Source organism: Vibrio rubrogenes, assembly GCF_059641415.1.
Map to the genome: position 1 here is coordinate 1 of NZ_JCARSY010000039.1, position 22,894 is coordinate 22,894.

General features: G+C 43.1%; 23 protein-coding genes. 14 read left to right on the forward strand and 9 right to left on the reverse strand.

Features of this window, described 5'->3' with window-relative positions; translation table 11 throughout:
* Positions 1 to 63 precede the first annotated feature (63 nt).
* Positions 64 to 1,095: an asparaginase gene (locus tag AC55NX_RS18155; RefSeq protein ID WP_496997012.1), complete on the reverse strand. Its 1,032-nt coding sequence runs from the start codon at positions 1,093 to 1,095 to the stop codon at positions 64 to 66.
* Between the two features lie 477 nt (positions 1,096 to 1,572).
* Complete coding sequence (locus AC55NX_RS18160; protein WP_496997013.1) at positions 1,573 to 2,193, reverse strand: LysE family translocator; 621 nt, start codon at positions 2,191 to 2,193, stop codon at positions 1,573 to 1,575.
* Positions 2,194 to 2,290: 97 nt separating this feature from the next.
* Between AC55NX_RS18160 and AC55NX_RS18165 the strand changes: the two genes are divergently transcribed.
* Positions 2,291 to 3,166 carry a LysR family transcriptional regulator gene (locus AC55NX_RS18165; RefSeq protein ID WP_496997014.1) on the forward strand — a complete coding sequence of 292 codons (876 nt, stop codon included), beginning with the start codon at positions 2,291 to 2,293 and terminating at the stop codon, positions 3,164 to 3,166.
* Between the two features lie 7 nt (positions 3,167 to 3,173).
* On the opposite strand, the gene AC55NX_RS18170 is transcribed toward AC55NX_RS18165, so the two are convergent.
* The 7 genes from AC55NX_RS18170 to AC55NX_RS18200 all read right to left on the reverse strand — a co-directional run bounded on the left by AC55NX_RS18170 (position 3,174) and on the right by AC55NX_RS18200 (position 10,652).
* Positions 3,174 to 3,887, reverse strand: a complete 714-nt coding sequence (locus AC55NX_RS18170) for an RloB family protein (RefSeq protein ID WP_496997015.1) — start codon at positions 3,885 to 3,887, stop codon at positions 3,174 to 3,176.
* Positions 3,877 to 5,172, reverse strand: a complete 1,296-nt coding sequence (locus AC55NX_RS18175; protein ID WP_496997016.1) for an AAA family ATPase — start codon at positions 5,170 to 5,172, stop codon at positions 3,877 to 3,879. Before AC55NX_RS18175 ends, AC55NX_RS18170 begins: the two co-directional genes overlap by 11 nt.
* 460 nt (positions 5,173 to 5,632) lie before the next feature.
* Positions 5,633 to 6,562, reverse strand: coding sequence for an isoaspartyl peptidase/L-asparaginase family protein (locus AC55NX_RS18180; protein WP_496997017.1), 930 nt, complete (start codon positions 6,560 to 6,562; stop codon positions 5,633 to 5,635).
* Positions 6,563 to 6,570: 8 nt separating this feature from the next.
* On the reverse strand, positions 6,571 to 7,305 hold the full coding sequence (locus AC55NX_RS18185; protein WP_496997018.1) for an amino acid ABC transporter ATP-binding protein: 735 nt from the start codon (positions 7,303 to 7,305) through the stop codon (positions 6,571 to 6,573).
* A 23-nt stretch (positions 7,306 to 7,328) separates the two neighbouring features.
* Positions 7,329 to 8,414 carry an amino acid ABC transporter permease gene (locus AC55NX_RS18190; protein WP_059121175.1) on the reverse strand — a complete coding sequence of 362 codons (1,086 nt, stop codon included), beginning with the start codon at positions 8,412 to 8,414 and terminating at the stop codon, positions 7,329 to 7,331.
* A gap of 2 nt (positions 8,415 to 8,416) precedes the next feature.
* Positions 8,417 to 9,565, reverse strand: a complete 1,149-nt coding sequence (locus AC55NX_RS18195; protein WP_496997019.1) for an amino acid ABC transporter permease — start codon at positions 9,563 to 9,565, stop codon at positions 8,417 to 8,419.
* A 64-nt stretch (positions 9,566 to 9,629) separates the two neighbouring features.
* The gene (locus tag AC55NX_RS18200) at positions 9,630 to 10,652 is read right to left on the reverse strand and encodes an amino acid ABC transporter substrate-binding protein (RefSeq protein ID WP_496997020.1); all 1,023 of its coding nucleotides are present in this window, start codon (positions 10,650 to 10,652) and stop codon (positions 9,630 to 9,632) included.
* Between the two features lie 165 nt (positions 10,653 to 10,817).
* Here AC55NX_RS18200 and AC55NX_RS18205 point away from each other — a divergent pair, with 165 nt between their 5' ends.
* The 13 genes from AC55NX_RS18205 to garL all read left to right on the forward strand — a co-directional run bounded on the left by AC55NX_RS18205 (position 10,818) and on the right by garL (position 22,887).
* On the forward strand, positions 10,818 to 11,717 hold the full coding sequence (locus AC55NX_RS18205; RefSeq protein WP_059121172.1) for a LysR family transcriptional regulator: 900 nt from the start codon (positions 10,818 to 10,820) through the stop codon (positions 11,715 to 11,717).
* A 569-nt stretch (positions 11,718 to 12,286) separates the two neighbouring features.
* Positions 12,287 to 12,472 (forward strand): hypothetical protein, encoded by a 186-nt coding sequence (locus AC55NX_RS18210; RefSeq protein WP_496997021.1) that lies wholly within the window; start codon positions 12,287 to 12,289, stop codon positions 12,470 to 12,472.
* 211 nt (positions 12,473 to 12,683) lie between these two features.
* Positions 12,684 to 13,172 (forward strand): Hcp family type VI secretion system effector, encoded by a 489-nt coding sequence (locus AC55NX_RS18215; RefSeq protein WP_496997022.1) that lies wholly within the window; start codon positions 12,684 to 12,686, stop codon positions 13,170 to 13,172.
* A gap of 51 nt (positions 13,173 to 13,223) precedes the next feature.
* Positions 13,224 to 13,886 (forward strand): L,D-transpeptidase, encoded by a 663-nt coding sequence (locus tag AC55NX_RS18220; protein WP_496997023.1) that lies wholly within the window; start codon positions 13,224 to 13,226, stop codon positions 13,884 to 13,886.
* Positions 13,883 to 14,203, forward strand: a complete 321-nt coding sequence (locus tag AC55NX_RS18225; RefSeq protein WP_496997024.1) for a hypothetical protein — start codon at positions 13,883 to 13,885, stop codon at positions 14,201 to 14,203. The genes AC55NX_RS18220 and AC55NX_RS18225 overlap by 4 nt, the downstream gene beginning before the upstream one ends.
* A gap of 505 nt (positions 14,204 to 14,708) precedes the next feature.
* Positions 14,709 to 14,891 carry a hypothetical protein gene (locus AC55NX_RS18230; protein ID WP_496997025.1) on the forward strand — a complete coding sequence of 61 codons (183 nt, stop codon included), beginning with the start codon at positions 14,709 to 14,711 and terminating at the stop codon, positions 14,889 to 14,891.
* Positions 14,892 to 15,303: 412 nt separating this feature from the next.
* Positions 15,304 to 16,854: a galactarate dehydratase gene (gene garD / locus AC55NX_RS18235; protein ID WP_496997026.1), complete on the forward strand. Its 1,551-nt coding sequence runs from the start codon at positions 15,304 to 15,306 to the stop codon at positions 16,852 to 16,854.
* A gap of 45 nt (positions 16,855 to 16,899) precedes the next feature.
* Positions 16,900 to 17,937, forward strand: coding sequence for a type 2 periplasmic-binding domain-containing protein (locus AC55NX_RS18240; protein ID WP_496997027.1), 1,038 nt, complete (start codon positions 16,900 to 16,902; stop codon positions 17,935 to 17,937).
* A gap of 91 nt (positions 17,938 to 18,028) precedes the next feature.
* Entirely contained in the window at positions 18,029 to 18,439 is a 411-nt protein-coding gene (locus AC55NX_RS18245) for a hypothetical protein (RefSeq protein WP_496997028.1), read from the forward strand.
* 344 nt (positions 18,440 to 18,783) lie between these two features.
* Positions 18,784 to 19,197 carry a tripartite tricarboxylate transporter TctB family protein gene (locus tag AC55NX_RS18250; protein ID WP_496997029.1) on the forward strand — a complete coding sequence of 138 codons (414 nt, stop codon included), beginning with the start codon at positions 18,784 to 18,786 and terminating at the stop codon, positions 19,195 to 19,197.
* A gap of 36 nt (positions 19,198 to 19,233) precedes the next feature.
* Positions 19,234 to 20,745, forward strand: a complete 1,512-nt coding sequence (locus AC55NX_RS18255; RefSeq protein WP_496997030.1) for a tripartite tricarboxylate transporter permease — start codon at positions 19,234 to 19,236, stop codon at positions 20,743 to 20,745.
* An 11-nt stretch (positions 20,746 to 20,756) separates the two neighbouring features.
* Entirely contained in the window at positions 20,757 to 22,097 is a 1,341-nt protein-coding gene (gene gudD / locus AC55NX_RS18260) for a glucarate dehydratase (protein WP_496997031.1), read from the forward strand.
* Between the two features lie 19 nt (positions 22,098 to 22,116).
* Positions 22,117 to 22,887 (forward strand): 2-dehydro-3-deoxyglucarate aldolase, encoded by a 771-nt coding sequence (gene garL / locus AC55NX_RS18265; protein WP_496997032.1) that lies wholly within the window; start codon positions 22,117 to 22,119, stop codon positions 22,885 to 22,887.
* Positions 22,888 to 22,894: the final 7 nt, after the last annotated feature.

A 22,894-nucleotide genomic window follows, 5' to 3' on the forward strand; every position in this document is an offset into this window, starting at 1 on the left:
GATGGTAACCCATCCTTTTTTCTAAATTTTCATATCGTATAAATCAATTGGTTATACTAATGTTTAGAGTTTAGCAAAGTATTTGCGAATCTCATCCACGGATTCGCCTTTAGCTAAAGCTAGCTCTAAAATCACTTTTGATTTCTGTGGGTTATAGAACCCTGAACCGATTGCATTGTCATGAGTTGAAACATAACCCGTATAAACACGACTCGCCACTACAACCGGAATCCCTTTTTTCATGGCATCCTTAATTGTGTCTTGAATCCAAGATGGTGTTGAGCCATCTCCTGTACCTGCAATGACAATCCCTTTCGCACCGTTTTTAATTGCGGCTTTAATCAGTGAATCGTCCTGATCCTGATAGCTATATAAGATATCGACCTTAGGCAGCTCTTTGATATCTGAGATGTCAAAATGAGGCTTTTCCATCGGTTGCGTGTTTTTGTAATAAAAGTAGGGTTGCCCACTGAGAAAACCACCGATATAACCCGCCTCTGGTGCTTGGAAAGTTTCTACGGCGTGCGTATTTGTTTTTGTCACATAGTAAGCCGGGCTGATACGGTCATTCATAGCAACCATCGTGCCGCGACCATTTGCTTCATCAACACTCGCCAGTTTGACCGCATCATATAAATTCATCGCACCATCCGCACTGATTGCTGTTGCCGGTCTCATGGCACCAACGACGACGACAGGTTTTTTACTGTTAACCGTCAGATCCAAGAAAAAAGCGGTTTCTTCTAATGTATCTGTCCCATGAGTCACCACAACTCCGTGTGTCTCATCTTTGGCTAAATCTTTATTAATGGTTTTCGCCATATTCAGGAGCGTCTTTTTGTCGATGTCAGGCGACCCTACGTTAGCGATCTGGACGCCACTTACATCCGCGAACTCTTTTAACTCTGGTACTGCGTGGATCAGTTTATCAACCCCTAAGCTGCCTGCTTTATAGTCCGTACTGTCCACATTTGAAGCTGATGCACCTGCAATCGTTCCGCCTGTAGCGTAGATTGTTACATGAGGTAAATTATCAGCATAACTTGACATGCTGGTGAGTAACATGATTGCAGAAACCAAATATCTTTTTTTCATTACAAAGTCCTTTTAATAGAAAATACTGCAATGTTAATACAGCATGATTCGTGCCATTTAAAAGTGGTGTTTTTTGTAATAAAAATGCATTTTTTGTATTATTTGAGTGCAATCGGTTACATTTTGCACCAAATATGTACAAAGGTATTGTTTTCAATATATTGCATAATTTTTTTTGTTAAACAACATGCCGGTTATTTCCCGATTTTTGTTTGCTTGTCTATATGAAATTAGTGGAACCAAGTGCTTAGTATATGAACTCGATATATTATGCTTTTTCATTACTGAGTATTTTCTGACAGAATTATCTTGTGTGACGTGTTCAATTCATAAAGAAGCGCCCTGTTACTTTCGTCACAGGGCTTGAGCCGCAATCCGGTTGTTAAACAATCAGATAAAATCCATGACAGTTCATGCCTAGGGTGCTTGATTTTGTCTTGAATAATTAACAGTGTGCCTATGATCTCACAATGTTGGTTAGTGAGAGAGTGATAGCGTTGCACCGAAGGTGATCAGTCCGACACCACAGACCTGATTAACCCGATGTCCGATCCTCTGGAAGACCGCTAATATTTTCTCAGAAGTAATCAGAAACGCGATCAGGCAGAACCACAAAATATGCAATGCAGCAATGTACAGCCCATAAATCAACGCAAATGGTGTGCTGTTATCCATGTCAGGGGAGACGATTTGACTAAATACACTGAGAAAAAACAGCATCGTTTTCGGATTTAACAGGTTACAGAAAAAGCCCTGTGTAAAACATTTGCGGGGGTTGTGCGCCTCCTGTGGTCGGGACGCCGTTTTATGACTGAATGTAAACTTTGAGCAAAAAAGGGCAGTTACCCCCAAGTAGATTAAATAGGCTGAGCCGGCATATTTAATCATGTTGAACAGTACCACGTTCTGTGACAATAAGTGACTGATGCCAAGAATTGAGTAGGTAATATGGATGCAGACGCCAACCCCAATGCCCAGTCCGGTCAACAATCCTGCTTTCCTGCCACTGCTCAGGCTGTTTTTGACCACGAGCACAAAGTCTGCCCCGGGGCTTATGACAATTAACAATCCCAAAATGATATAGCTTGTGATTTCCATATCCGTTCTCTCATCGGTTGATTTGAGATTATTGTAACTATCAGAGAGCAAGTTATAATCGAAAAGATTGCACATATTATGTGAGAAAAATTCACAAATGAGACACCTGAAAGCTTTTCATGTTTTTCACATCGCTGCTGAGTCTGCCAGTTTCACTGAGACGGCAGATAAGCTTCACATCACTCACGGTGCGGTGAGTAAGCAGATCAAATTATTAGAAGCTCACCTTGCTCAGCCACTGTTTTACAAGCAAGGACGAGGATTGAGACTGACGCCGGAGGGGACTCTGCTGAAACAGTACACGGATGTTGCTTTTAATGCGTTAGGCACCGGCATTCATAAGATAAAGAGCACCTCGGTTCATTATCTTGAAGTATCCTGCGAGCCGACATTAACCATGCGTTGGCTGATGCCGAGACTGGCGGACTATTACCAGACATCTGGCGTTGATATCAGGCTATCGACGGCAGGCGGCCCTGTTACCTTAGGCGAGTCAGGTTTATCGATGGCCATTCGTCGTGATGACTTTGATATCCCGTCAAACTATGGGGTGCATCCGTTAGCGGAAGAGTGGGTCGGGCCGGTGTTTTCTCCGCAATACTGGCATCAGGTTCAACATGATTTTTCCACTATCACCCTGCTTCACAGTGAGACACGCCGTGGCGCGTGGGAGGATTGGTCAAGCCGATCAAACCATGAACTTCACCTGAATAGTGTTAGTCAATCATTCGACCATTTTTATTTCTGTTTACAAGCGGCTGTCGATGGGTTGGGGGCAGCAATCGGTTCATATCCCTTGGTCGCTGATGATTTGGCAAATGGCAGACTGGTTGCTCCTTTTGGCTTTATTTTGTCCGGTTATCACTATGTATTATTGCGACAATCACAAGCATCGGGAACCCAAGAGCAGCAATTTCAGCAATGGCTTGAAGAGCAATTTTCAACGTGTGTGCCTTCATGTGAGGGCGGGTGACACTATTTTATTTCTCTTTTTTCTTCTCTTTGAGTTCTTCCAAATACTCGACTAAATGGTGGACTAGTGTGGATGGGTTAGTTACACCTGATTGCTTGGCATTATCATAAATCCGTTTTGAGTGGGCTTTCGCTGCATTTAATGTGTTTTCATCAATAGACTTCTTGAATAATCCTTTTTGCGTTTTCTTATAAGAAGGTAGATAAGTTTTCAGATCATCAATCACCAAGTCTCCTACACTCTTTGTTGGTGTAGCTGCGTATGGTTTTGTTGTCGGGTCGTAATGTAGTAAGAACCAATATTCAAAAGATGGAATAGAGGGTATGCACTCGAATACAATATCTTCATCTAAGTTATCTTTTTTTAGTTGAGCATTGATCTGATCCACTTTCAATATTGCTTCATCAAATGAGCTATGATTATCTTTGTCGAATACGCAAAAAACTCGGTTATATATGTCATCAGCCTTTAAGGCTTTTAAGTGCAAGTTATAAGCGTGATTTACAACATTTATAGGGCTTGATCCACAATTACCATCAACTTCAACATTCGTGGTATCTAGCTCATAAATCACTCGTACTTCTTCAAAATATATGGGTTCTGTTTTCTCACCTTCACAAACGATTAAAACCTTGTCATATGGCTTTCTTTTCGCTTTTTTTCTCGCTTGATCCTCTGCTTTACGAGCTTTCCGTTTCTTAAAAAGATCCTCACTTCCCATCAGTATCTCCTAAAAATTCCAAATTACTGACAAGAGGAAGAGCACCATAACGTCCAGATAAGTACGCTTTCTCGAGATTTTCAGTTCCCTTTCTTGGGCTAAAATCTGTTAAAGGGAAGAGGCTTGATTCTCCATTTTTCTTTTCACAAAACCAGATTTGATCTCGCCTAAACACATTTTGATCTAGCACCGATGTTTCGTGAGTAGTAAAGACAAGTTGAGCATTATTCGGATTGGTTTCTTTATTGTTAAATAGATTAATCAGAAACTTAACCATATTAGGGTGAAGACTATCGTGTAGTTCATCAATGAATAAAACTCGCCCATTCTTTAGACTATCTAACCAAGGTCCAGCAAATGAAAACAATTTTTTTGTTCCATCAGATTCATCTTCAAGATCAAATGGAACTGAGAGTCCTTCGTACCCTTTGTGAATAGTTTTAATATCAACAAACTCTTTCTCTTCTAGGTCTGCGAGAAGCGCATCCTTGACTTCTTGGGGTATATCTGAGGAAAAGAAGCTGTCATCAATCTTTTTTTGTTCCAATAAAATATCAGTGATATCGAGATCTGCTGATTTCAGAAATTTAAGGACTTCTCGCTTACTTTCCTGTTCTTCACATAATCCAGCGGTAAAACTTGGTCCCCAACCACCAATACCAGCAACTTTGAGCGTGTCTTTGAACCAATCATAGATTGGCTGTAGCTGTTCACTATTCAGCATTACGGCTGTAGATAGGAAAAGAGAGTTGGATTTTGTAGTATCTTTCCAAATTTGCTTATTACCTTGAAATAATTTTGAAAAATCCCAAGCGTATTCACCAATTTCTTTATCAAACGCTCTGATAAACCATCGTTGTGGTCTACCTTTTGGAAATGCAAAAAGCCATTCTTCTTCGATATGGTCTTTTGTTAAAGAGAAACCATATTGGTATTTGACACCTTGGCTGATGAACACAACTTCAAACTCTGTAGGAGAATTGGAAGTTTCTTTAGATAGCAAGAAAGGTTTAACAGGAAGGCGCTCACCACGTTGAGAATCTTTGGCAGAGGTCAAGACAATCCTTTTCATCGTTCCCAACGCAAGAATAAAGTTTGATTTCCCGGCAGCATTGGCTCCATAAACGGCAGCTGATCTCAATAGGGATGTATTTTGGGGTGTGTCTAACGTAAAAAAATTATCTCTAATATCATCATTAGTAGATTTAATTAAGCTGAACTGCTGCCGATCACGAATTGATCTAAAGTTTTCTACAAATAACTCAATAAGCATATCAAATACCATTTTAGTATCCATTTTTGACAATTATACGCAAAAAATAGCTTTAAAGTCTATTTGGGTTATTGGATGAATATCAGGTATTAGAAAAAATGTTAGTGAAAGAAATCACTAAACACTGTAAATATTTAGGATAATGCGACGAAACAATAAGTGAGAACTGAAACGTAAAGAAACGAAAGCCACACTGTTTCCAGTGGATTATCTCTTGAATCTGGCGGAGATATAGGGATTTGAAAGCTATATCCGCAAGACTAAATACATTGCAATATGCTACTTATTTTGTATGGGGTATGATAATAAATAAATGATTAGGAATGACTGATAAATTGAGAATAATAATATGACACTTCTCTTAAAGAAGTCGATGGTTGACAACGGAAACTTTCGCATGAATCGACGCCAGCCAGAGGGAGTCTGACGTCAATTGAACCGTTTGGATTTTGCGTGGTAGCGCAGTGGATTGCTATTCGTAAATCTTTGCTTGTACAGGTTGGTTCGAGCCGCCCCAGCCCCGGTACATGCCTTCGGTGTTGAATGGCAGGGTCATGTTCCCTTGGTGATCGACAGCAATCACACCACCACTGCCTCCGGTGCTTTTCAGATCGGTAAAGATCACATGATTGGCGGCTTGCTCCAGACTTTCGTGTGCCAGCGCCATTCGGGATGAAATATTGTGGGCAACCACATGTCTGAGGAAATGCTCGCCATGGCCTGTCGCTGAAACTGCACAAGTTTGGTTGTTGGCATAAGTCCCGGCGCCAATCACCGGTGAATCGCCAATGCGGCCATATTGTTTGTTGGTGATTCCTCCGGTCGATGTGGCAGCGGCCAGATTGCCGTGTTTATCAAATGCGACAGCACCAACCGTCCCGTATTTGTAGTCGTTCTGGGTGGGTTCGAGAATGACTTCCTGTGCTTTCAAGGCCGATTGAAGCTGCTGGTAGCGCATCTCTGTGGAGAAGTAGGTGTTGTCTACTTCGACCAACCCGATATCGCGCACAAACTGCTCTGCGCCTTCACCGCCCAGATAGACGTGAGGGGAGTTGTCCATGACTGCCCGGGCGACGTTAATCGGATTCGGACTGTAACGTATTCCCGATACTGCACCGGCATCAAGGGTTTTGCCGCACATGATCGACGCATCGAGCTCATGAGTCCCTGCATGATTGAATACCGCACCTTTGCCTGCATTAAACCACACGCAATCTTCCAGCATGTTGACGGCAACCTGAACCACATCCAGCGCACTGGCACCTTCTTTCAGGCTGGCTAAACCGTCTTCGACAATGTTTTTCAAGACCGTCGTAATTTCTAATTCTTGTTCCGGGGTTAACTTGCCTTTAGACATTGCCCCTGCGCCGCCGTGAATCGCAATAGAATACTCGTTTAACATATACGTCCTTAGTGATGAATCAGCTGATTGAGAAACTCGCGTGTGCGAGGTGATTTGGGGGCTGAGAAAAATGCTTCAGGATTGTTTTCTTCAACGATCTGCCCTTGGTCCATAAAGATGACTCGGTCAGCGACTTTGCGGGCAAAGCCCATCTCATGCGTCACGCACAGCATGGTCATCCCTTCGCTGGCAAGGTCGGTCATAACATCCAATACTTCCGCGATCATTTCCGGGTCGAGCGCTGAGGTGGGTTCATCAAACAACATTACCTCAGGATTCATACACAGTGCGCGGGCAATCGCAACCCGCTGTTGCTGACCACCGGAAAGTTGGGTCGGATATTTGTTGGCTTGCTCTTTGATCTTCACTTTTTTCAGTAAGCTTAACGCTTTATCAATCGCAATGGACTCTTTGGTGCCTAGGTTTGCAGTCTGCGGTAAGACGCAATTTTCCAGCACGGTGAGGTGAGGGAACAGGTTGAACGACTGAAAACACATCCCCACTTGCTTACGCAGTTCAATCAGGTCTTTGGGGGTGTCACTGACTTCCTGACCGAACACATTGAGCGAGCCGGATTGGTGCTTTTCCAACTGGTTGATACAGCGGATCAGCGTTGATTTTCCTGACCCCGAAGGGCCGCAAATCACGATACGTTCGCCTTTCTTCACGCTGAGATTGATATCGCGCAGCGCATGGTATGAGTCGTACCACTTATTTAAATTCTTGGTGTTGATGACTTCCATGTGTGACTTCTCCTAAAGGGGCATTATTTTAAGCGGCGTTCTAAATGAGCAGCGTACTGAGAGAGTGAAAAACAGCAGATAAAGAAAAACACCGCCAGAAATGCGTACATTTCATTTTCTAATCCAACCCATTTCGCGTTGGAGAGTGTGCTCGAAGCAACACCGACCACGTCTAACACACCGACGATCATCACCAGCGTGGTCTCTTTTAAAATACCGACAAATTGATTCAGCAACGGTGGAATCGAGTTTTTCAGGACTTGCGGAAGAATGATCTTTCCCATCATTTTCCAGTAACCGAAACCAAGGGCTTGAGCCGCCTCAAACTGTCCCTGAGGAATCGATTGCAGGCCACCGCGAATTGTCTCAGCCATATAAGCCGCAGTGAACAGCACCAGTACCGCAACCACACGTAACAACACATCGAATTCTTGACCCGGTGGCAGGAATAACTGGATCATGAGCGAGGCCATAAACAGCAAGGTGATGACAGGAACGGAGCGCACCAATTCGATGTAAGCCACACTGAGCCAGTGAATCACTGGCCGTTTTGAGCGGCGTCCTAAGGCAAGTAAGATGCCAAGGGGCAGCGCAAACACCATGCCGAAAATAGCCAAAAACAGGGTCAGCATAATGCCGGCAAATTTGGTGGTCGAGATGGTCTCTAAACCAAAGGTTCCGCCCTTGAGCAGCATCCACATTGCAAAAGGCAAAACAGCGATATAACAGAGCATTACCAGCTTATTAAAGCGTTTGATGTACAGCATCGGGATCGCGATGGCCGCTAAACCAAAGGCGACATCGACGCGCCATTGTTGCGCTTCCGGATACATGCCATAAGTGAACAGTTCGATACGGTTCACCACGGGTAACCAACAGGCACCGCCAGACACGCAGTCCGCTTGGGATTCTCCGACAAACGTGGCATCAAAAATAAACCAGTTCAGCAGTGTCGGGACTAGCCAGATAACAAACAGTAAGCCTGCGATGGTGAGAAAAGTATTGAATACCGAAGAGAACAAATTCTGACGGCACCATGCTTGCCATCCCGCTTTTATTTCAATCGCCGGGCGAGGTTCAATATATGTCATGATAGTTTTACTTTGCATGTTTATTTCCCTATCGCAACGTGTGAGTTGTACCAGTTCATCAGTAAGCTGGTGACCAGGCTGAAAACACAATACGTCCCCATTACGATCAGGATGCACTCAATAGCCTGTCCGGTATTGTTTAAGGTCGTACCGCCGGTAGAGGACACCAGCTCCATAAAGCCGATCACGACACCGAGTGACGAGTTCTTAATAATATTCAGGTAAACACTGGTGATTTGCGGCACCATCGGATAAATGGCCTGCGGCACAATCAATTTCCACATAATGGCTGAATCGTTAAATCCAAGTGCTTTTCCGGCTTCGTGCTGGCCTTTGGCGATGGACTGAATACAGCCCCGAACGATTTCCGCAATGTAACTGGCACTGTAAACCGAGAGCGCAATCCACAGCGCGACCAGTTCCGGAATCACAATCATCCCGCCCTGAAAGTTAAATCCGGCCAGCTTTGGTGTGTTGTACTCGAAGTTGCCGGAGACCAGAGTATAGAGAACCACCAACAAGGGTAACGACACGATGATCGCCAATAGCCGGGGCCATAAAACCGGGGTAAAACCGACCCACTGAACCTTGCTGATCACCGCTCTGCGATAGGCAAATGCCGCACAACACGAGACAAGCAACGCGAGAAATATATAGCCGCCCCAGCCCGCGAATGACAAATGAGGAATGGCCAAGCCACGGTTAGAAAGGTAAATGTTATCGCTTAGCTGAATACTGTTGCGAATCGCCGGCAAGCTGAGGAACAGGGCATACCACCAAACGAGCTGAACCACGAGTGGTACATTACGAACCAATTCCACGTATGCACGGCACAGGCGACTGACCACCCAGTTATTCGAGACGCGACCGACACCGATAATAAAGCCAATGACGGTTGCCAGAATGATACTTAAAAACGAAACCAGCAGTGTGTTGGCAACCCCCACGTAGTAGGCTTTTAAGTAGGTATCATTTTGGTTGTAATCAATCAGGCTAAACGAGATGTCATAACCGGCACGTTCACGAAGAAAGTCAAAACCCGTGGTAATACCAAGTTTGCCAATATTTTCAGAAGCGTTAGTACCTAAGTACCAAAATAAGAGTGTCACTGTGATTAACAGTAAGGCTTGCTGGCCCCAGTCTATCAAAGTTCCTTTGGTCAATTTCATGTGTGATTCCAACCTGTCCATGGAAGGTCAGCCCACGCAAACGCAGGCTGGTCGTTAAAGTCGATTAACGGAAAGGCGGGGAGTACATTAAGCCACCGTTGGTGTATAGCGCGTTCGCTCCACGTTCAAATTTCAGGGATGAATTGACTCCGACATTGCGGGCAAAAATTTCACCGTAGTTCCCGGTTGCTTCAATCGCTTTCAGTGCCCAGTCCGGTTTCAGACCTAAATCTGTGCCAAGGCTGCCTTCAGTCCCAAGCAGACGTTTAATCTTAGGCTTTGGTGATGATTTAGCCAGCTTTGCGGCATTTTGTTGTGTGACACCTAACTCTTCAGCTTCGATCAGCGCGTTACCGACCATGGTAACGACATCACGCCATTCGTTATCGCCTTGTTTGACGTAAGGGCCAAGCGGTTCTTTTGAAATCACTTCCGGGAGAATGACGTGCTGGTTTGGATCTTTAAACAGGGTACGGCGCGCCGCTAATCCTGTGACATCATTGGTGAGTGCATCGCACCGGCCTTTTTGGTATGCCGCGTACAGCTCTTCAGTCTTTTCAAAAACAACGGAACGATAAGTCAGCCCTCTTGATCCGAAGTAGTCAGCAAGGTTATGTTCAGAGGTGGTCCCCGGAGAGAGACAAAACGTTGCACCATTGAGCTCTGTTGCTGATTTAATTCCGAGAGATTTACGGGTCATGAAACCTTGACCGTCATAAAACCAGATCGTGGTGAAGTCAGCACCCAGTTTGGCATCGCGAGAAACCGTCCAGGTTGTCGAACGCGACAGAATATCGATTTCGCCGGAAGCGAGGGAGGTGAAGCGGTTTTTGGAAGTGGTGGTAATGTATTCAACTTTTTTCGGGTCACCTAAAACAGCCGCCGCGACCGCACGGCAGTAATCCACATCCATGCCTGCCCATTTACCTTGGTCATTGATGTATGAAAAGCCCATTTTGTCGCTTGAAACACCACATTTCAGCGTACCACGTTGAATAATATCGTCTTTAAGATTTGCATAACTGGCCGTTGAGAAACCGACGGACAGTAATCCATATGCAATAACTGCTATTGACTTAAGTCTCATAATAAATCCTTTTATTTATTACAGTTTAATGGGGTTATTGTTAAATTTCCCTTTCCTTTGATGATAATCTATGCGTTTATCTATACTGATTGGAAGCATTTGATGTCTTGTATTTTGCATGACTTATGCAAAATTTCGATAATGTGACGATGAAGGAATTAAAGGATGAATGTTCGCTGGTTAAAGGATTTTATCACCTTGGCAGATTGCCAAAAATTTTCATTGGCCGCTCAATTAAATGCGTCTTCTCAAGCCGCGTTTAGTCGCAGAATTCAGCAGCTGGAGCAGCATCTGAATGTTGAACTGTTTGATCGAAGCCGGACACCCGTCAAGTTAACACCGGAAGGCAAAAGGCTTTATCCCATTGCCGCAGAAATGGTGCAAATGGCGGAACGCTGTGAAGAGATGGTGGCCAATAAACCGAACCCGATGGTGTTTGCATCTTTGCATACTTTGGCTTGTAACTTTTTCCCGCAGTGGTTTACGCAAATATTGAACTACATGACAACACCGCTTGTCAGTAGCATCGATTCCGGGGTGCGTTCAGTGACCGGCTATCAGGCTGCATTGCAATCTCAGCGAGCCGATTGTTTACTGTTTTATCAAAGCAACCAAGCGGCACGCTATTTCGAATCTGATGAATTTGAAGTGTTAAAATTGGCGGATGACGCACTGATTTGGGTTTGTGGTACATCGTTCTCGCTCGAATTGCTGGAAGAAGTATCCATTCCCCATTTGACGTATGCACCGTCTTCTCAGCTTTTGGAGCTGTCTCAGCCGCTGTTTAACGCCACACCTCAGGCGAAAAAACTCTCGGTTGTTTTCCAATCCACCATTTCTGAATCTCTGCTGCCGATGGCGATACACGGCAATGGTGTGGCTTGCATTCCTTATTCCGTAGCGAAGGCATATATCGATGACGGCAGGCTCGTTCACATTTGGTCAGACTATCGCGAGCCACTGGAAATTGTGTTGGTGCGACTGGCCGATGCCAAAAGCCCGCATCCCTATATCAATGAGGTCTTTGAACATGCCAAAGCGATAGCCGGGCAAGGTGAGAAATGAGAGGCGATCATGCCGAATTCAGAACTTCAATAAATCAATAAACCTTTACATCTCCGACAACGCGCCCGAATTAACCGGCCTTTTTGGACACTTTTGCGGGCAAGGCAAAAGTGTCTGGGGCGCGTGCATCAATGGCACAGATCGGCAAAGCCATTGCGCACCATACAACCCGTCAAAATTAAGATATCACTCGCATAAAACAGAAAACCCCATGTTACCCAAAGTACCAATCTCTCCGACACACCACAAAATCCGGCAACCGGGCAATCGCCATGAACCCCCACAGCGATTACGATTCTCAAGCACCGGAAAAAGCGGTGCCGGGATTTAGGACTTCCGACAATTTACATGTGGCACAAAAGAGTCAGCGATTGCTGATGCTTTGTGTATAGCTTTGATTCATCTGAATATGGCATACTGCGCCTGAATTATGGTGAGCTAGGCAAGGGCAGCTTCGTGCTGGCCGTTCTCCACATGTATCGGTAGTCCTAAACCCTTCTTAGCTCGCCACCTCATTGATTAGGACCTTTGAGAATGGTGATTCTTCAACAATACATGTGGAGTCTCTTATGACAAATTCAAATCCTGAACAGCAAATCAATAAACCCTTACATCTTCTTGCCCGCCAATACCTGATGATTCTTCAGGGCTCATGTACCGACCCTAGCACCAATTACTGCGAACTCTGGCATGTGCTGACTTTTCTGCATAATTTGATTACCGCTTCAGAAGAGGAATATCTGCGGGAAGATTAAATCTAGAGTGGGGCAGCGATGGCTGCCCTTTTAATATTGATATTTATATCAGATAATAAATCCAGTCATGCTATTAATTAATAATATCGTAATCAATTTGATTTGTTTTTGAGGATAAAACCTATTTTCAAATTAATATATCATTAATCAATAGAGATAAATTTTATTTAAAATACAATGGTTGAAGTTGATTAATATAAGGGTTCATTCCATGGCACATGTGGCGTACATTACCATTAATGGTGAAAAGCAAGGTTTAATTTCCAGCGGTTGTAATACAAAAGATTCAATGGGTAATAAATTTCAAGAACCACATAAAAATGAAATTACAGTTTTAGCCTGTGATCATCATATGTCGAAAAATCCACAGCAGCATAGTAAAAATCATTCACCAATTTTTATTACAAAAAATATAGACAAATCGACACCATTGCTTGCCACTGCTTTTGCTAAACAAGAACATTTAAACTGCGTCATTGATTTCTTCCGCACAAATGAACAAGGTTATAATGAAAAATTTTATTCAATTGAATTGAAAAAAGCTGTGATTTCAGATATCAGTTTTTCACTTCCTCATACTGTTCATAACTATCAACATGAAATGTGTGAAGTAATAGCTCTTAGTTATCAAGAAATTACTTGGAACCACAATGTCTGTGGGACTATGGGGTATGATAATTGGGATCAGGGAGGATGGTGAAAGCTATCAACGGATTATAATATAATTTGAATAGTTTTGGTGGGTAGAGGAATGATATCTATTAATGGCAGTGTCGGATATAAATCCAATAATGATCCATTGGATGTGGAAAATATAATAAATCTTTTATCGGAGAGGAAGAATCAGTCTAAGTATAGTAAAGCTCTTTCTGAAATGTATGTACCTTCACTGAATGAGACTGGATGTATAGACAAGTTAACGACTGCTATAAAATATTTTCAGAGAAATTTTCAGAAATTAGGAAATCCTGATGGAGTCGTATCGCCTAATGAAAATACTATCTTGTTTCTTGGTGGTGTTCGATCTTCTGATAAAACGATAATTGTTGATTTAGATAAGCAAAATCTATATGCATATTCTGGATCTAGTTTGGCTTTTGACTTTTACTGCACATCTGGTGATAGTTCTCATCCTACAGCAACGTGGCCATCACTACATAAGATAATGAGAAAATATGAAATCTACCGAAGCCGAACGTATGATGCACAGATGAACTATGCCATGTTTTTCACCTATGATGGAAAAGCAATCCATCAGTCACATGCAGTTGGTGTCACCACATGGCTGAAATCCGTAGGAATAAATGCATTTGGCTCTCATGGTTGTGTAAGGCTGTCAGAAATAAATGCTAGAATGCTGTTTAACTGGACGCCAATGGGGACTCCGGTTTTCATTGACTTGGAGAAATTATGAAATTCGGTATTGCTTTATTGTCTTTAGTCGCATCTTTTTGTATTGGTGCTGCATTATCTAGTGTTTATTTTGAAAATAAAATATCTAATTTTAAAGAGGACATCGTATCAAAGGAAATGTCACTCTTGTCAATGGCTAGTAACGTCAGTGTCCCATGTAATGAAATAAGAAAAACAGATAGATGGTTTTCTCAAGAATATAAAGGATTTACTATCTTCTGGAAGAAATCAGACAGTAACGCGATTGTTAAATTCGTTGTTGATGATAATTATTCAAGTGCAGTTGATATGTTAGATAATTCATGTCAGATGAAGTGACGTGAATTTGTATTTCTCTCATAAAGCTCTAGAACTGAGCTTTATGAGATGTTTTTTAATTGGACACTTTTGGGGCGCATGCATCAATGGCACAGAGAGCGGCAAAGTCATTGCGCACCATACAACCCGTCAAAAGTAAGATATCACTCGCATAAAACAGAAAACCCCATGTTACCCAAAGTACCAATCTCTCCGACACACCACAAAATCCGGTAACCGGGCAATCGCTATGAACCCCCACAGCGATTACGATTCTCAAGCACCGGAAAAAGCGGTGCCGGGATTCGAACCCCGCACATTCACTTCCTGCATATAAAGACCCATGCCTTGTATCGCATAAGCTTTATGTGTAGCCTTAGCTCGCTCAAGTTACGGTGGGCTGGCAAGGCAACCTCTGGTTGGCCGTTCGGAAGTGCGGTAGTTCGAACCTTGTTCAGCTCACCACCTTCAGAGATTCGAACCTCTTGGTGGTGATGACAGATATCAACTTCCAAGAGGGGCGATTATGCCGAATTCAGAACTTCAACAAATCAATAAACCTTTACATCTCCTTGCCCGTCAATACCTGATGATCCTTCAGGGCTCATGTACCGACCCTAGCACCAATTACTGCGAACTCTGGCATGTGCTGACTTTTCTGCATAATTTGATTACCGCTTCAGAAGAGGAATATTTGCGGGAAGATTAAATCTAGAGTGGGGCAGCGATGGCTGCCTCTGTTTGGTGGCAAATCAAAGAAATCCAGGGCAAAAGTCAGGACGATTTTTGAGGATTTTCTGAGCAAGGGACTGCTCATAAAAGCCGGCCCGACAACGCCCTCGAATCAACAGCTCTTTTTTCAACAGGCCTTTTGGGACACTTTTGCGGCTAAGGCAAAAGTGTCTGGGGCGCGCGTGAATGGCTCAGAGAGCGGCAAAGCCATTGCGCACCATACAACCCAAATTAAGAAGTCACTCTCAATGTGATATTTATCGCTGAGTTTGTAATTTATAACAAAACATTGGTGAATAAAAAGTGAACTTTTTGATAAGAGTTCCGATGTTAAATTTGTGCTAATCATTTAGCTTTTAATGAGTCAATAAAAAATAAGAACCCTCATTATGAAGAATGTGTCGCCTCGTTATATCAAAGTTCACCCTGACGATAATGTTGCCATTGTCGTCAATGATGGTGGGTTACCGAAAGGAACGCTGTTTAATCAGGAATTTCCTTTACAGGAAGATATACCTGAGGGGCACAAAGTTGCACTGCAAGATCTGAGTCCCGGTGAGAGAATCTTACGTTATGGAGAAGTCATTGGCTATGCGAATACCGCTATTCCAAAGGGGGGATGGGTTAATGAGTTTCTTGTCGATATTCCAGAGGCGCCACCACTGGAAGACATTCCTTTGGCAACTCGTATTCCCGAACCATTGCCTCAGTTAACTGGGTACACATTCAAAGGCTATCGTAATCCGGACGGTAGTGTCGGCACCAAAAACTTATTGGGTATTACGACGAGTGTGCATTGTGTCGCCGGCGTCGTCGATTACGTGGTTAATTTGATCAAGCGGGATTTATTATCTGGGTTTCCTAACGTCGATGGCGTTGTGGCACTGAACCATTTATATGGCTGTGGGGTTGCAATTAATGCACCTGCATCGGTCATTCCTATTCGCACGATTCACAATCTGTCGCTTAACCCGAATTTCGGTGGTGAAGTCATGGTCGTCGGTCTGGGGTGTGAAAAACTACAACCGGAAAAGCTGCTAAAAGGCACGGAAGATGTACAGACGATAGAGATTGAACCTGACAGTATTATTTCTCTTCAAAGCGACAATCATATTGGTTTTCAGTCGATGGTCCGCAGTATTTTAGCGACGGCTGAAAAGCACCTGCGCAAGCTGAATCAACGTCAGCGTGAAGACTGTCCAGTCTCTGAGCTGGTGGTTGGTATGCAATGTGGTGGCAGTGACGCATTTTCTGGTGTCACGGCTAATCCATCTGTCGGATATGCATCTGATTTATTGGTTCGCTGTGGTGCGACGGTGATGTTTTCTGAAGTCACAGAAGTTCGTGACGCTGTTTACTTACTTGGCCCTCGTTGTGTGGATGAAGAGGTAGGTAAACGATTAATAGAAGAAATGGCTTGGTATGACAACTATCTGAGTCTGGGCAAAACAGACCGAAGAGAAAATCCTTCTCCGGGAAACAAAAAAGGAGGTTTGGCAAACGTTGTCGAAAAGGCATTGGGCTCCATTGTGAAGTCAGGAAGTAGCGCAATCGTTGAAGTTCTTTCTCCCGGGCAGCGTCCGACGAAGAAAGGTTTGATTTTCGCAGCAACACCAGCCAGTGATTTCGTGTGTGGAACACAACAAGTGTCATCTGGCATTACTGTTCAGGTGTTTACCACTGGGCGTGGCACGCCATATGGTCTGGAAGCGATACCTGTGATTAAAGTGGCGACGCGTACTTCATTGGCAAAACGCTGGCACGACCTGATGGACATTAATGCCGGTACCGTAGCTACGGGCGAAAACACACTCGAAGAAATGGGGTGGGAAATTTTTCATTACATTTTGGCTGTGGCCAGTGGTGAAAAACAAACTTATTCCGATCAATGGGGGCTACACAATGCACTGGCTGTATTTAACCCTGCACCGATAACTTAATGAGAACTGATAAAACCTACATATAACGTGAAGTGAGAGGAAAACATGAAAAAATTCGTGAGAAATGTCATTGCTCTGTCTTTAATGACGCTCCCTATGATCGCATTGAGTGCGGATAAACCGGACTTCGGCAACATTCGTGTCGTCATTGGTTCTAAGTCTACGGGTGGTGATACTTATCAAGCTGCTGCCATTATTTCGGAAGCGCTGGCAAAAAAACTGGATGCGAACATCAAAGTGGATGCCGTGGGTTCCAGCGCAGCATTCAATACGCTGAATCGTGTAAAAAATGGGAGTACGATTATGATATTCCACGATCAGTCATACTTAGGTAATTTGTATGGCACTCGTGGGTATTACAACATTTTTAAACAGTACATTATTGGCCCTACTTTTGCTATCAATCCTGCAAATGCGTACCTGTTACCGAAAAAGTCTCCTTACAACACATTGGCTGACGTGATGGATGCTGCCGGTCATGGCCAAACTATTCGGGTCGCGATTCAACCCGGCGGTGTATCTGAGATTGGTTACAGTGCGATTAAAAACGCAATTAAACTGAAATATCCGGGTCAGGAGAAAAATTTCGTTGCAGTCAATACGGGATCTCAGGCAGATAAGAACCAGCAGTTGTTTGATGGTTTGGCAGATATGATCCAAGGCAGTTTACCCGCGAATGAACAGTTTACCCGACTCCCTGAATCTGACCAGAAAGCGATGAAATTTGTTTGGCTAACTTCGACGAAAAATACCATTGCAAAGGTGAATACTAATGGTTTTGGTCAACTGACGAAGGAACAGATCTATTCCTATGCTGAGCCGGAAGTTGTTGTGCCTATTGATGCAACAACGAATTTTACTTTTGATAAAGAATTTTTCTTCTTGTACAACAAGAGTATGGCAAAAGAAAAAATCGCCTATATCGATAAAGCACTCAAAGAAATTTACGATGAAGGTCAGATTCAGAAAACCTTTGAAAAAGCGTTCTTTGTTCCCGATTACCGAAATTCAAAAGAGGCATTTAAGCACCTCCAAGAGAAAAATAACAAGTATAAAGTCATATTAGATAATATTACTGAGTAGAAACAAACTGCATGAGCCTATGCTCGATAGGCTCATTTTTATTGTTATCTATATACTCGCCATATCGAGATAATTTATGTGAGGATCTATTATGAAATACCTTTATATTATTCGTGGTCCATTCGGTACCGGTAAAACTGAATTCATCAGAACGCTATTAGATAACGAGCATATTGTTTCCTGCTGGGATTATTACATGCAATATGGTCAAAATAAGTGGAATGAAAAGCTTAAGCCTTACGCAGATGAATATTGTCGTCATGGTGTTAAAGCGTTAATGGACAAAGGGGTAACATCGATTGCAGTAACAAATACCTTCTCTGTGTACGACGACATGACTTATTTTTATGAACTTGCAGAAGCACGTGGATACAAGGTGTTTTGCATGGCAATGACTAACCAATGTTGTCAAGAATATAAAAAAGATGTGCCAGATGATGTCATAAAAAGTCAGTATGAAAGATTGAGCCGGGACATCAAATTTTTCAGTCTCGAATCTTAATTATTGAAGAAAAATTGTCGATAACGACGGTGCTTAAGATTGGGTTTCTGGTCGTGGAATAAAAATGGCAATTTTGTAATTTATGACATGACTTCCTATTTTTGTCATGTGTCCGATAATCTGTAAATTTTGATTGATTGAGTTGAAATTTATTTAATAAAAACAATATCTTAACTTCGTGAGTGCAATGTCACATGAGATTGTGAATCTGTACAAATTCTTTATCTAAGTTGAGGTGAAATTTGTACATTTGACTAAAGTACTCAGGAGGGGACAGACCTATACTAAGTCATAAAACAATCAATCTGTAGCATCAAAAAACGACCCTACACAAGGAAAACGATATGTTAGATGTCAGTATCAATTTCGAACAATCGCATTGGTTTTTTCCCAAAATTATCATTACCTGCTTAATGTCTTTATTAGTGATTATCTTGGTGAAAGAAAGACAAACTATAATCAAATCAATTCAAGGGTTTTCTTTCAAATCTGTGCTGAATCAATATAACTATAAAGCTTATCTTTTTCTGATAATAATTAGTGTTTACATTGTCGGGATGGAAATGCTTAGTGAAGTTTTTCCCAATACGGGCTATGCATTCTTAATTTCAACAATTCCTTTTTTATTTGTTATTCCTTTTTTTATCGAAAAAGAGATCACAAAGAGAAAGATTATTTTTATTGGCTTAAATTCTATCTTGTCACCTGTTATCGCTTGGTTTTTATTAGGGCAACTTTTCTCAATTACCCTTCCTTAAATTAAGTGAGATAAAAACCTGAATGTGGGTAATCATATGGATATTTTGTCACATTTATCAGCCAATATGTTTTTATTAAGTACTATCGGTGTATTAATAGGGATCATATTTGGTGCAATTCCCGGTATGACAGCGACCCTTGCGGTTGCAGTATGTCTGCCGTTAACTTATTCCTTAGGCTTAACCGATGGTTTAGCACTGCTGGTTGGTTTGTATGTCGGCGGTATTTCGGGAGGATTGGTCCCAGCTGTACTGTTGAATATTCCTGGTACACCGTCTTCTATTACCACAACTTTTGATGGTTATCCGATGGCACGAAAAGGTCAGGGAGAAAAAGCATTAAAAGTTGCGGTCGTTTCATCACTGTTCGGTGGGCTGTTTAGTGCTGCGGTGCTTTACTTTTTCGCCCCGTTTTTAGCGAACTTTGCGATTAAGTTTTCCACGGTTGAAAAATTCCTGCTTATCTTTCTGGCATTATCTGTCATTTCTTCCCTTTCTAAACATCATCTGATGGGGATTTTCAGTGGCTTGCTCGGCATTTTGTTTAGTTTGGTGGGCGCTTATGATATTTCGGTCGGTGGTAACGGTGAATACCGACTCATGCCCCACATGTTGGAAGAGCAGTTAAGCTTTGGCTTCTCGTTGCTGCCTGTACTGATCGGTCTGTTTGGGTTAGCCGCCATTATTGCCGCGTGTTGTGATCATAAAAATGGCGATATCCAAAGTGACATGATTCAGTTAGACAAAAAATCTCGCTTTGACTGGAAAGTGTTTCATGGCCAAATTTTTAACTTAATTCGCTCTTCATCCATCGGTACTTTTGTTGGCATGTTACCGGGGATCGGCGGCAGTGCGGCTTCAGTTTTGGCTTACACCCAGCAGAAGAATATCAGTAAAAATAAAGAATCAATGGGGAAAGGCAGTCCGGAAGGTATCATTACTTCTGAATCTGCCAACAATGGTCTGACCGGGGGAGCGTTGATTCCGCTGCTTTCACTGGGTATTCCCGGAGACTCGACAACCGCGGTTTTGATTGGCGCTTTTACGTTGCAGGGTATTCAAGTCGGTCCATTGTTTATCAGTGATAATCTGGAAACTTGGAACTTCATCATCATCTCGCTGTTTTTCGCTAACTTTGTAATGTTTGCCATTATGTTCTTCGCCATTCGTTACGTCGCGAAAGTTGTCATGATTCCTAAATATATCCTGTACCCAATTATCGTGATGATGTGTGTGATTGGTGCTTATGCGATCAATTATGGCGTTATGTTTGATGTGTGGACACTTATTCTGTTCGGTGTCTTTGGTGTGCTTGCTCCGAAATTAGGGGTGGAAGTTGTCCCTTTCATTATTGGATTTATTTTAGGGAAGTCAGCAGAAGTTTATTTTGTGAAGAGTATCGAGTCCTACGGTACGCTGTCCGTGTTCTTTACAAAAAGCCCGATTGCAGTTTTTCTTTGGGTAATCATTCTGGCTTCAGTTGTTTATGCAATTCGCTCGGCTGTTAAATCAAAAAAACAGTCACATGTGAATAAGAAAGTAGCTTAATGGTGAATATTATGAATTTTGATCAAGGTATGCCTGTAATTTCGAGTATGTTAGTTGTCCCGGTTGCCGGCTATGACAGTATGCTACTTAATTTAAGTGGTGCCCATTCTCCGTACTTCACACGTAATATCGTCATTATGAAAGATAACTCAGGAAATATTGGTCTGGGTGAAGTACCTGGCGGAGAAAATATTCGCAAGACCCTTGAAGATTCGAAAGGTTTTATTATTGGTCGTGGTCTGGGTGAGTATAAAAATATAATGCATCGGGTTCGTCAAGCCTTCGCGGATCGTGACTCCGGAGGCCGTGGTCTGCAAACGTTTGATTTAAGAACCACGATTCATGCGGTAACTGCAATTGAATCAGCGATGTTGGATCTGTTGGGTCAGGCGCTTAATGTCTCTGTGGCATCATTGTTAGGTGAAGGTCAGCAGCGTGACCGAGTAGAGATGTTGGGCTATTTATTCTTTATTGGTGACCGCAATAAAACCGATCTGCCATATCAAAGCCAGCCAACCGATAAATGTGACTGGTATCGCGTTCGTCATGAAGAAGCGCTCACCGCAGAAGGGGTGGTGCGTTTGGCGGAAGCGTCTTACGAAAAATATGGCTTTAACGACTTCAAGCTTAAAGGTGGTGTGCTATGTGCTGAAGAAGAAGCTGAAGTCATTCAAGCACTGGCAAGTCGTTTCCCGGAAGCTCGTGTAACTCTTGATCCGAACGGCGCGTGGTCACTCGATGAAGCCATCCGTATCGGTAAAGAATTAAAAGACGTTTTAGCATACGCCGAAGATCCATGTGGTGCGGAACAAGGTTTCTCCGGACGAGAAATTATGAGTGAATTTCGCCGGGCGACCGGTTTGCCAACTGCAACGAATATGATTGCGACAGATTGGCGCCAGATGGGTCATACCATTTCACTTCAGTCTGTTGACATACCTCTGGCCGATCCTCACTTCTGGACAATGGAAGGATCGGTACGAGTGGCGCAAATGTGCCATGAATGGGGACTTACTTGGGGTTCTCACTCCAATAATCACTTCGATATTTCATTAGCGATGTTTACTCACGTTGCTGCCGCAGCTCCGGGCGAAATCACGGCAATCGATACCCATTGGATTTGGCAGGAAGGTAATCAGCGTTTGACAAAAGATCCGCTCCAAATTCGCGGGGGATTCGTCGCCGTACCAGAAAAACCGGGGCTTGGCATTGAAATCGATATGGCTCAAGTTGAAAAAGCGCATGAACTGTACAACAAAATGGGTCTTGGTGCTCGTGATGATGCAATTGGTATGCAGTATCTGATCCCAAATTGGAAGTTTGATAATAAGAAACCTTGTTTGGTTCGCTGAACAACGTAAGGACAACGAAATGAACGAAAATATTTATCCAAATAAATTTAAAGCGGCTCTGCTTAATCAAGAAAAGCGCATTGGATGCTGGAGTGCATTAGCCAGTCCAATTACCACTGAGGTTCTTGGTCTTGCCGGGTTTGACTGGATTCTGCTTGACGGTGAGCATGCACCAAACGATGTGCAAACTTTTATCCCTCAGTTGATGGCATTGAAAGACAGTCGTAGTGTGCCGGTCGTCCGTCCGCCAGTGAATGATGTGACGGTGATTAAGCGTCTGCTAGATATTGGTTTTTACAACCTGATCGTTCCGTTTGTCGAAACAAAAGATCAAGCTGAACGCGCAGTCGCAGCAACACGTTATCCGCCAGAAGGCATTCGGGGTGTATCTGTTGGTCACCGCAGCAATGGCTATGGCACGATCCCTGACTATTTCAAAAACATCAATAACAACATTTGTGTTGTTGTTCAAATCGAAAGCCAGCTGGCACTGGATAACTTGGATGACATCTTGGCTGTCGATGGGATAGATGGCGTATTTGTCGGTCCGAGTGACTTAGCTGCAGCTTTGGGTCATTTAGGGGACCCCAATCACACGGACGTTCAGACGGCGATACAGATGGTTTTTGAAAAGGGCAAAGCCAAAGGTAAAACGATCGGCATTCTGGCACCGGTCTTCAATGACGCGCAGCGTTATATCGAGTGGGGCGCAAACTTAGTCGCAGTAGGGAGCGACTTAGGGGTGTTTAAGTCAGCGACACAAGCGTTGTGCCAGAAATTTATCAAGTAATTCAGCA

Coding starts and splice junctions, on each gene's coding strand:
- AC55NX_RS18155 (WP_496997012.1), bottom strand. CDS start 1,095: ATGAAAAAAAGATATTTGGTTTCTGCAATCATGTTACTCACCAGCATG.
- AC55NX_RS18160 (WP_496997013.1), bottom strand. CDS start 2,193: ATGGAAATCACAAGCTATATCATTTTGGGATTGTTAATTGTCATAAGC.
- AC55NX_RS18165 (WP_496997014.1), top strand. CDS start 2,291: ATGAGACACCTGAAAGCTTTTCATGTTTTTCACATCGCTGCTGAGTCT.
- AC55NX_RS18170 (WP_496997015.1), bottom strand. CDS start 3,887: ATGGGAAGTGAGGATCTTTTTAAGAAACGGAAAGCTCGTAAAGCAGAG.
- AC55NX_RS18175 (WP_496997016.1), bottom strand. CDS start 5,172: ATGGTATTTGATATGCTTATTGAGTTATTTGTAGAAAACTTTAGATCA.
- AC55NX_RS18180 (WP_496997017.1), bottom strand. CDS start 6,562: ATGTTAAACGAGTATTCTATTGCGATTCACGGCGGCGCAGGGGCAATG.
- AC55NX_RS18185 (WP_496997018.1), bottom strand. CDS start 7,305: ATGGAAGTCATCAACACCAAGAATTTAAATAAGTGGTACGACTCATAC.
- AC55NX_RS18190 (WP_059121175.1), bottom strand. CDS start 8,414: ATGCAAAGTAAAACTATCATGACATATATTGAACCTCGCCCGGCGATT.
- AC55NX_RS18195 (WP_496997019.1), bottom strand. CDS start 9,565: ATGAAATTGACCAAAGGAACTTTGATAGACTGGGGCCAGCAAGCCTTA.
- AC55NX_RS18200 (WP_496997020.1), bottom strand. CDS start 10,652: ATGAGACTTAAGTCAATAGCAGTTATTGCATATGGATTACTGTCCGTC.
- AC55NX_RS18205 (WP_059121172.1), top strand. CDS start 10,818: ATGAATGTTCGCTGGTTAAAGGATTTTATCACCTTGGCAGATTGCCAA.
- AC55NX_RS18210 (WP_496997021.1), top strand. CDS start 12,287: ATGACAAATTCAAATCCTGAACAGCAAATCAATAAACCCTTACATCTT.
- AC55NX_RS18215 (WP_496997022.1), top strand. CDS start 12,684: ATGGCACATGTGGCGTACATTACCATTAATGGTGAAAAGCAAGGTTTA.
- AC55NX_RS18220 (WP_496997023.1), top strand. CDS start 13,224: ATGATATCTATTAATGGCAGTGTCGGATATAAATCCAATAATGATCCA.
- AC55NX_RS18225 (WP_496997024.1), top strand. CDS start 13,883: ATGAAATTCGGTATTGCTTTATTGTCTTTAGTCGCATCTTTTTGTATT.
- AC55NX_RS18230 (WP_496997025.1), top strand. CDS start 14,709: ATGCCGAATTCAGAACTTCAACAAATCAATAAACCTTTACATCTCCTT.
- garD (WP_496997026.1), top strand. CDS start 15,304: ATGAAGAATGTGTCGCCTCGTTATATCAAAGTTCACCCTGACGATAAT.
- AC55NX_RS18240 (WP_496997027.1), top strand. CDS start 16,900: ATGAAAAAATTCGTGAGAAATGTCATTGCTCTGTCTTTAATGACGCTC.
- AC55NX_RS18245 (WP_496997028.1), top strand. CDS start 18,029: ATGAAATACCTTTATATTATTCGTGGTCCATTCGGTACCGGTAAAACT.
- AC55NX_RS18250 (WP_496997029.1), top strand. CDS start 18,784: ATGTTAGATGTCAGTATCAATTTCGAACAATCGCATTGGTTTTTTCCC.
- AC55NX_RS18255 (WP_496997030.1), top strand. CDS start 19,234: ATGGATATTTTGTCACATTTATCAGCCAATATGTTTTTATTAAGTACT.
- gudD (WP_496997031.1), top strand. CDS start 20,757: ATGAATTTTGATCAAGGTATGCCTGTAATTTCGAGTATGTTAGTTGTC.
- garL (WP_496997032.1), top strand. CDS start 22,117: ATGAACGAAAATATTTATCCAAATAAATTTAAAGCGGCTCTGCTTAAT.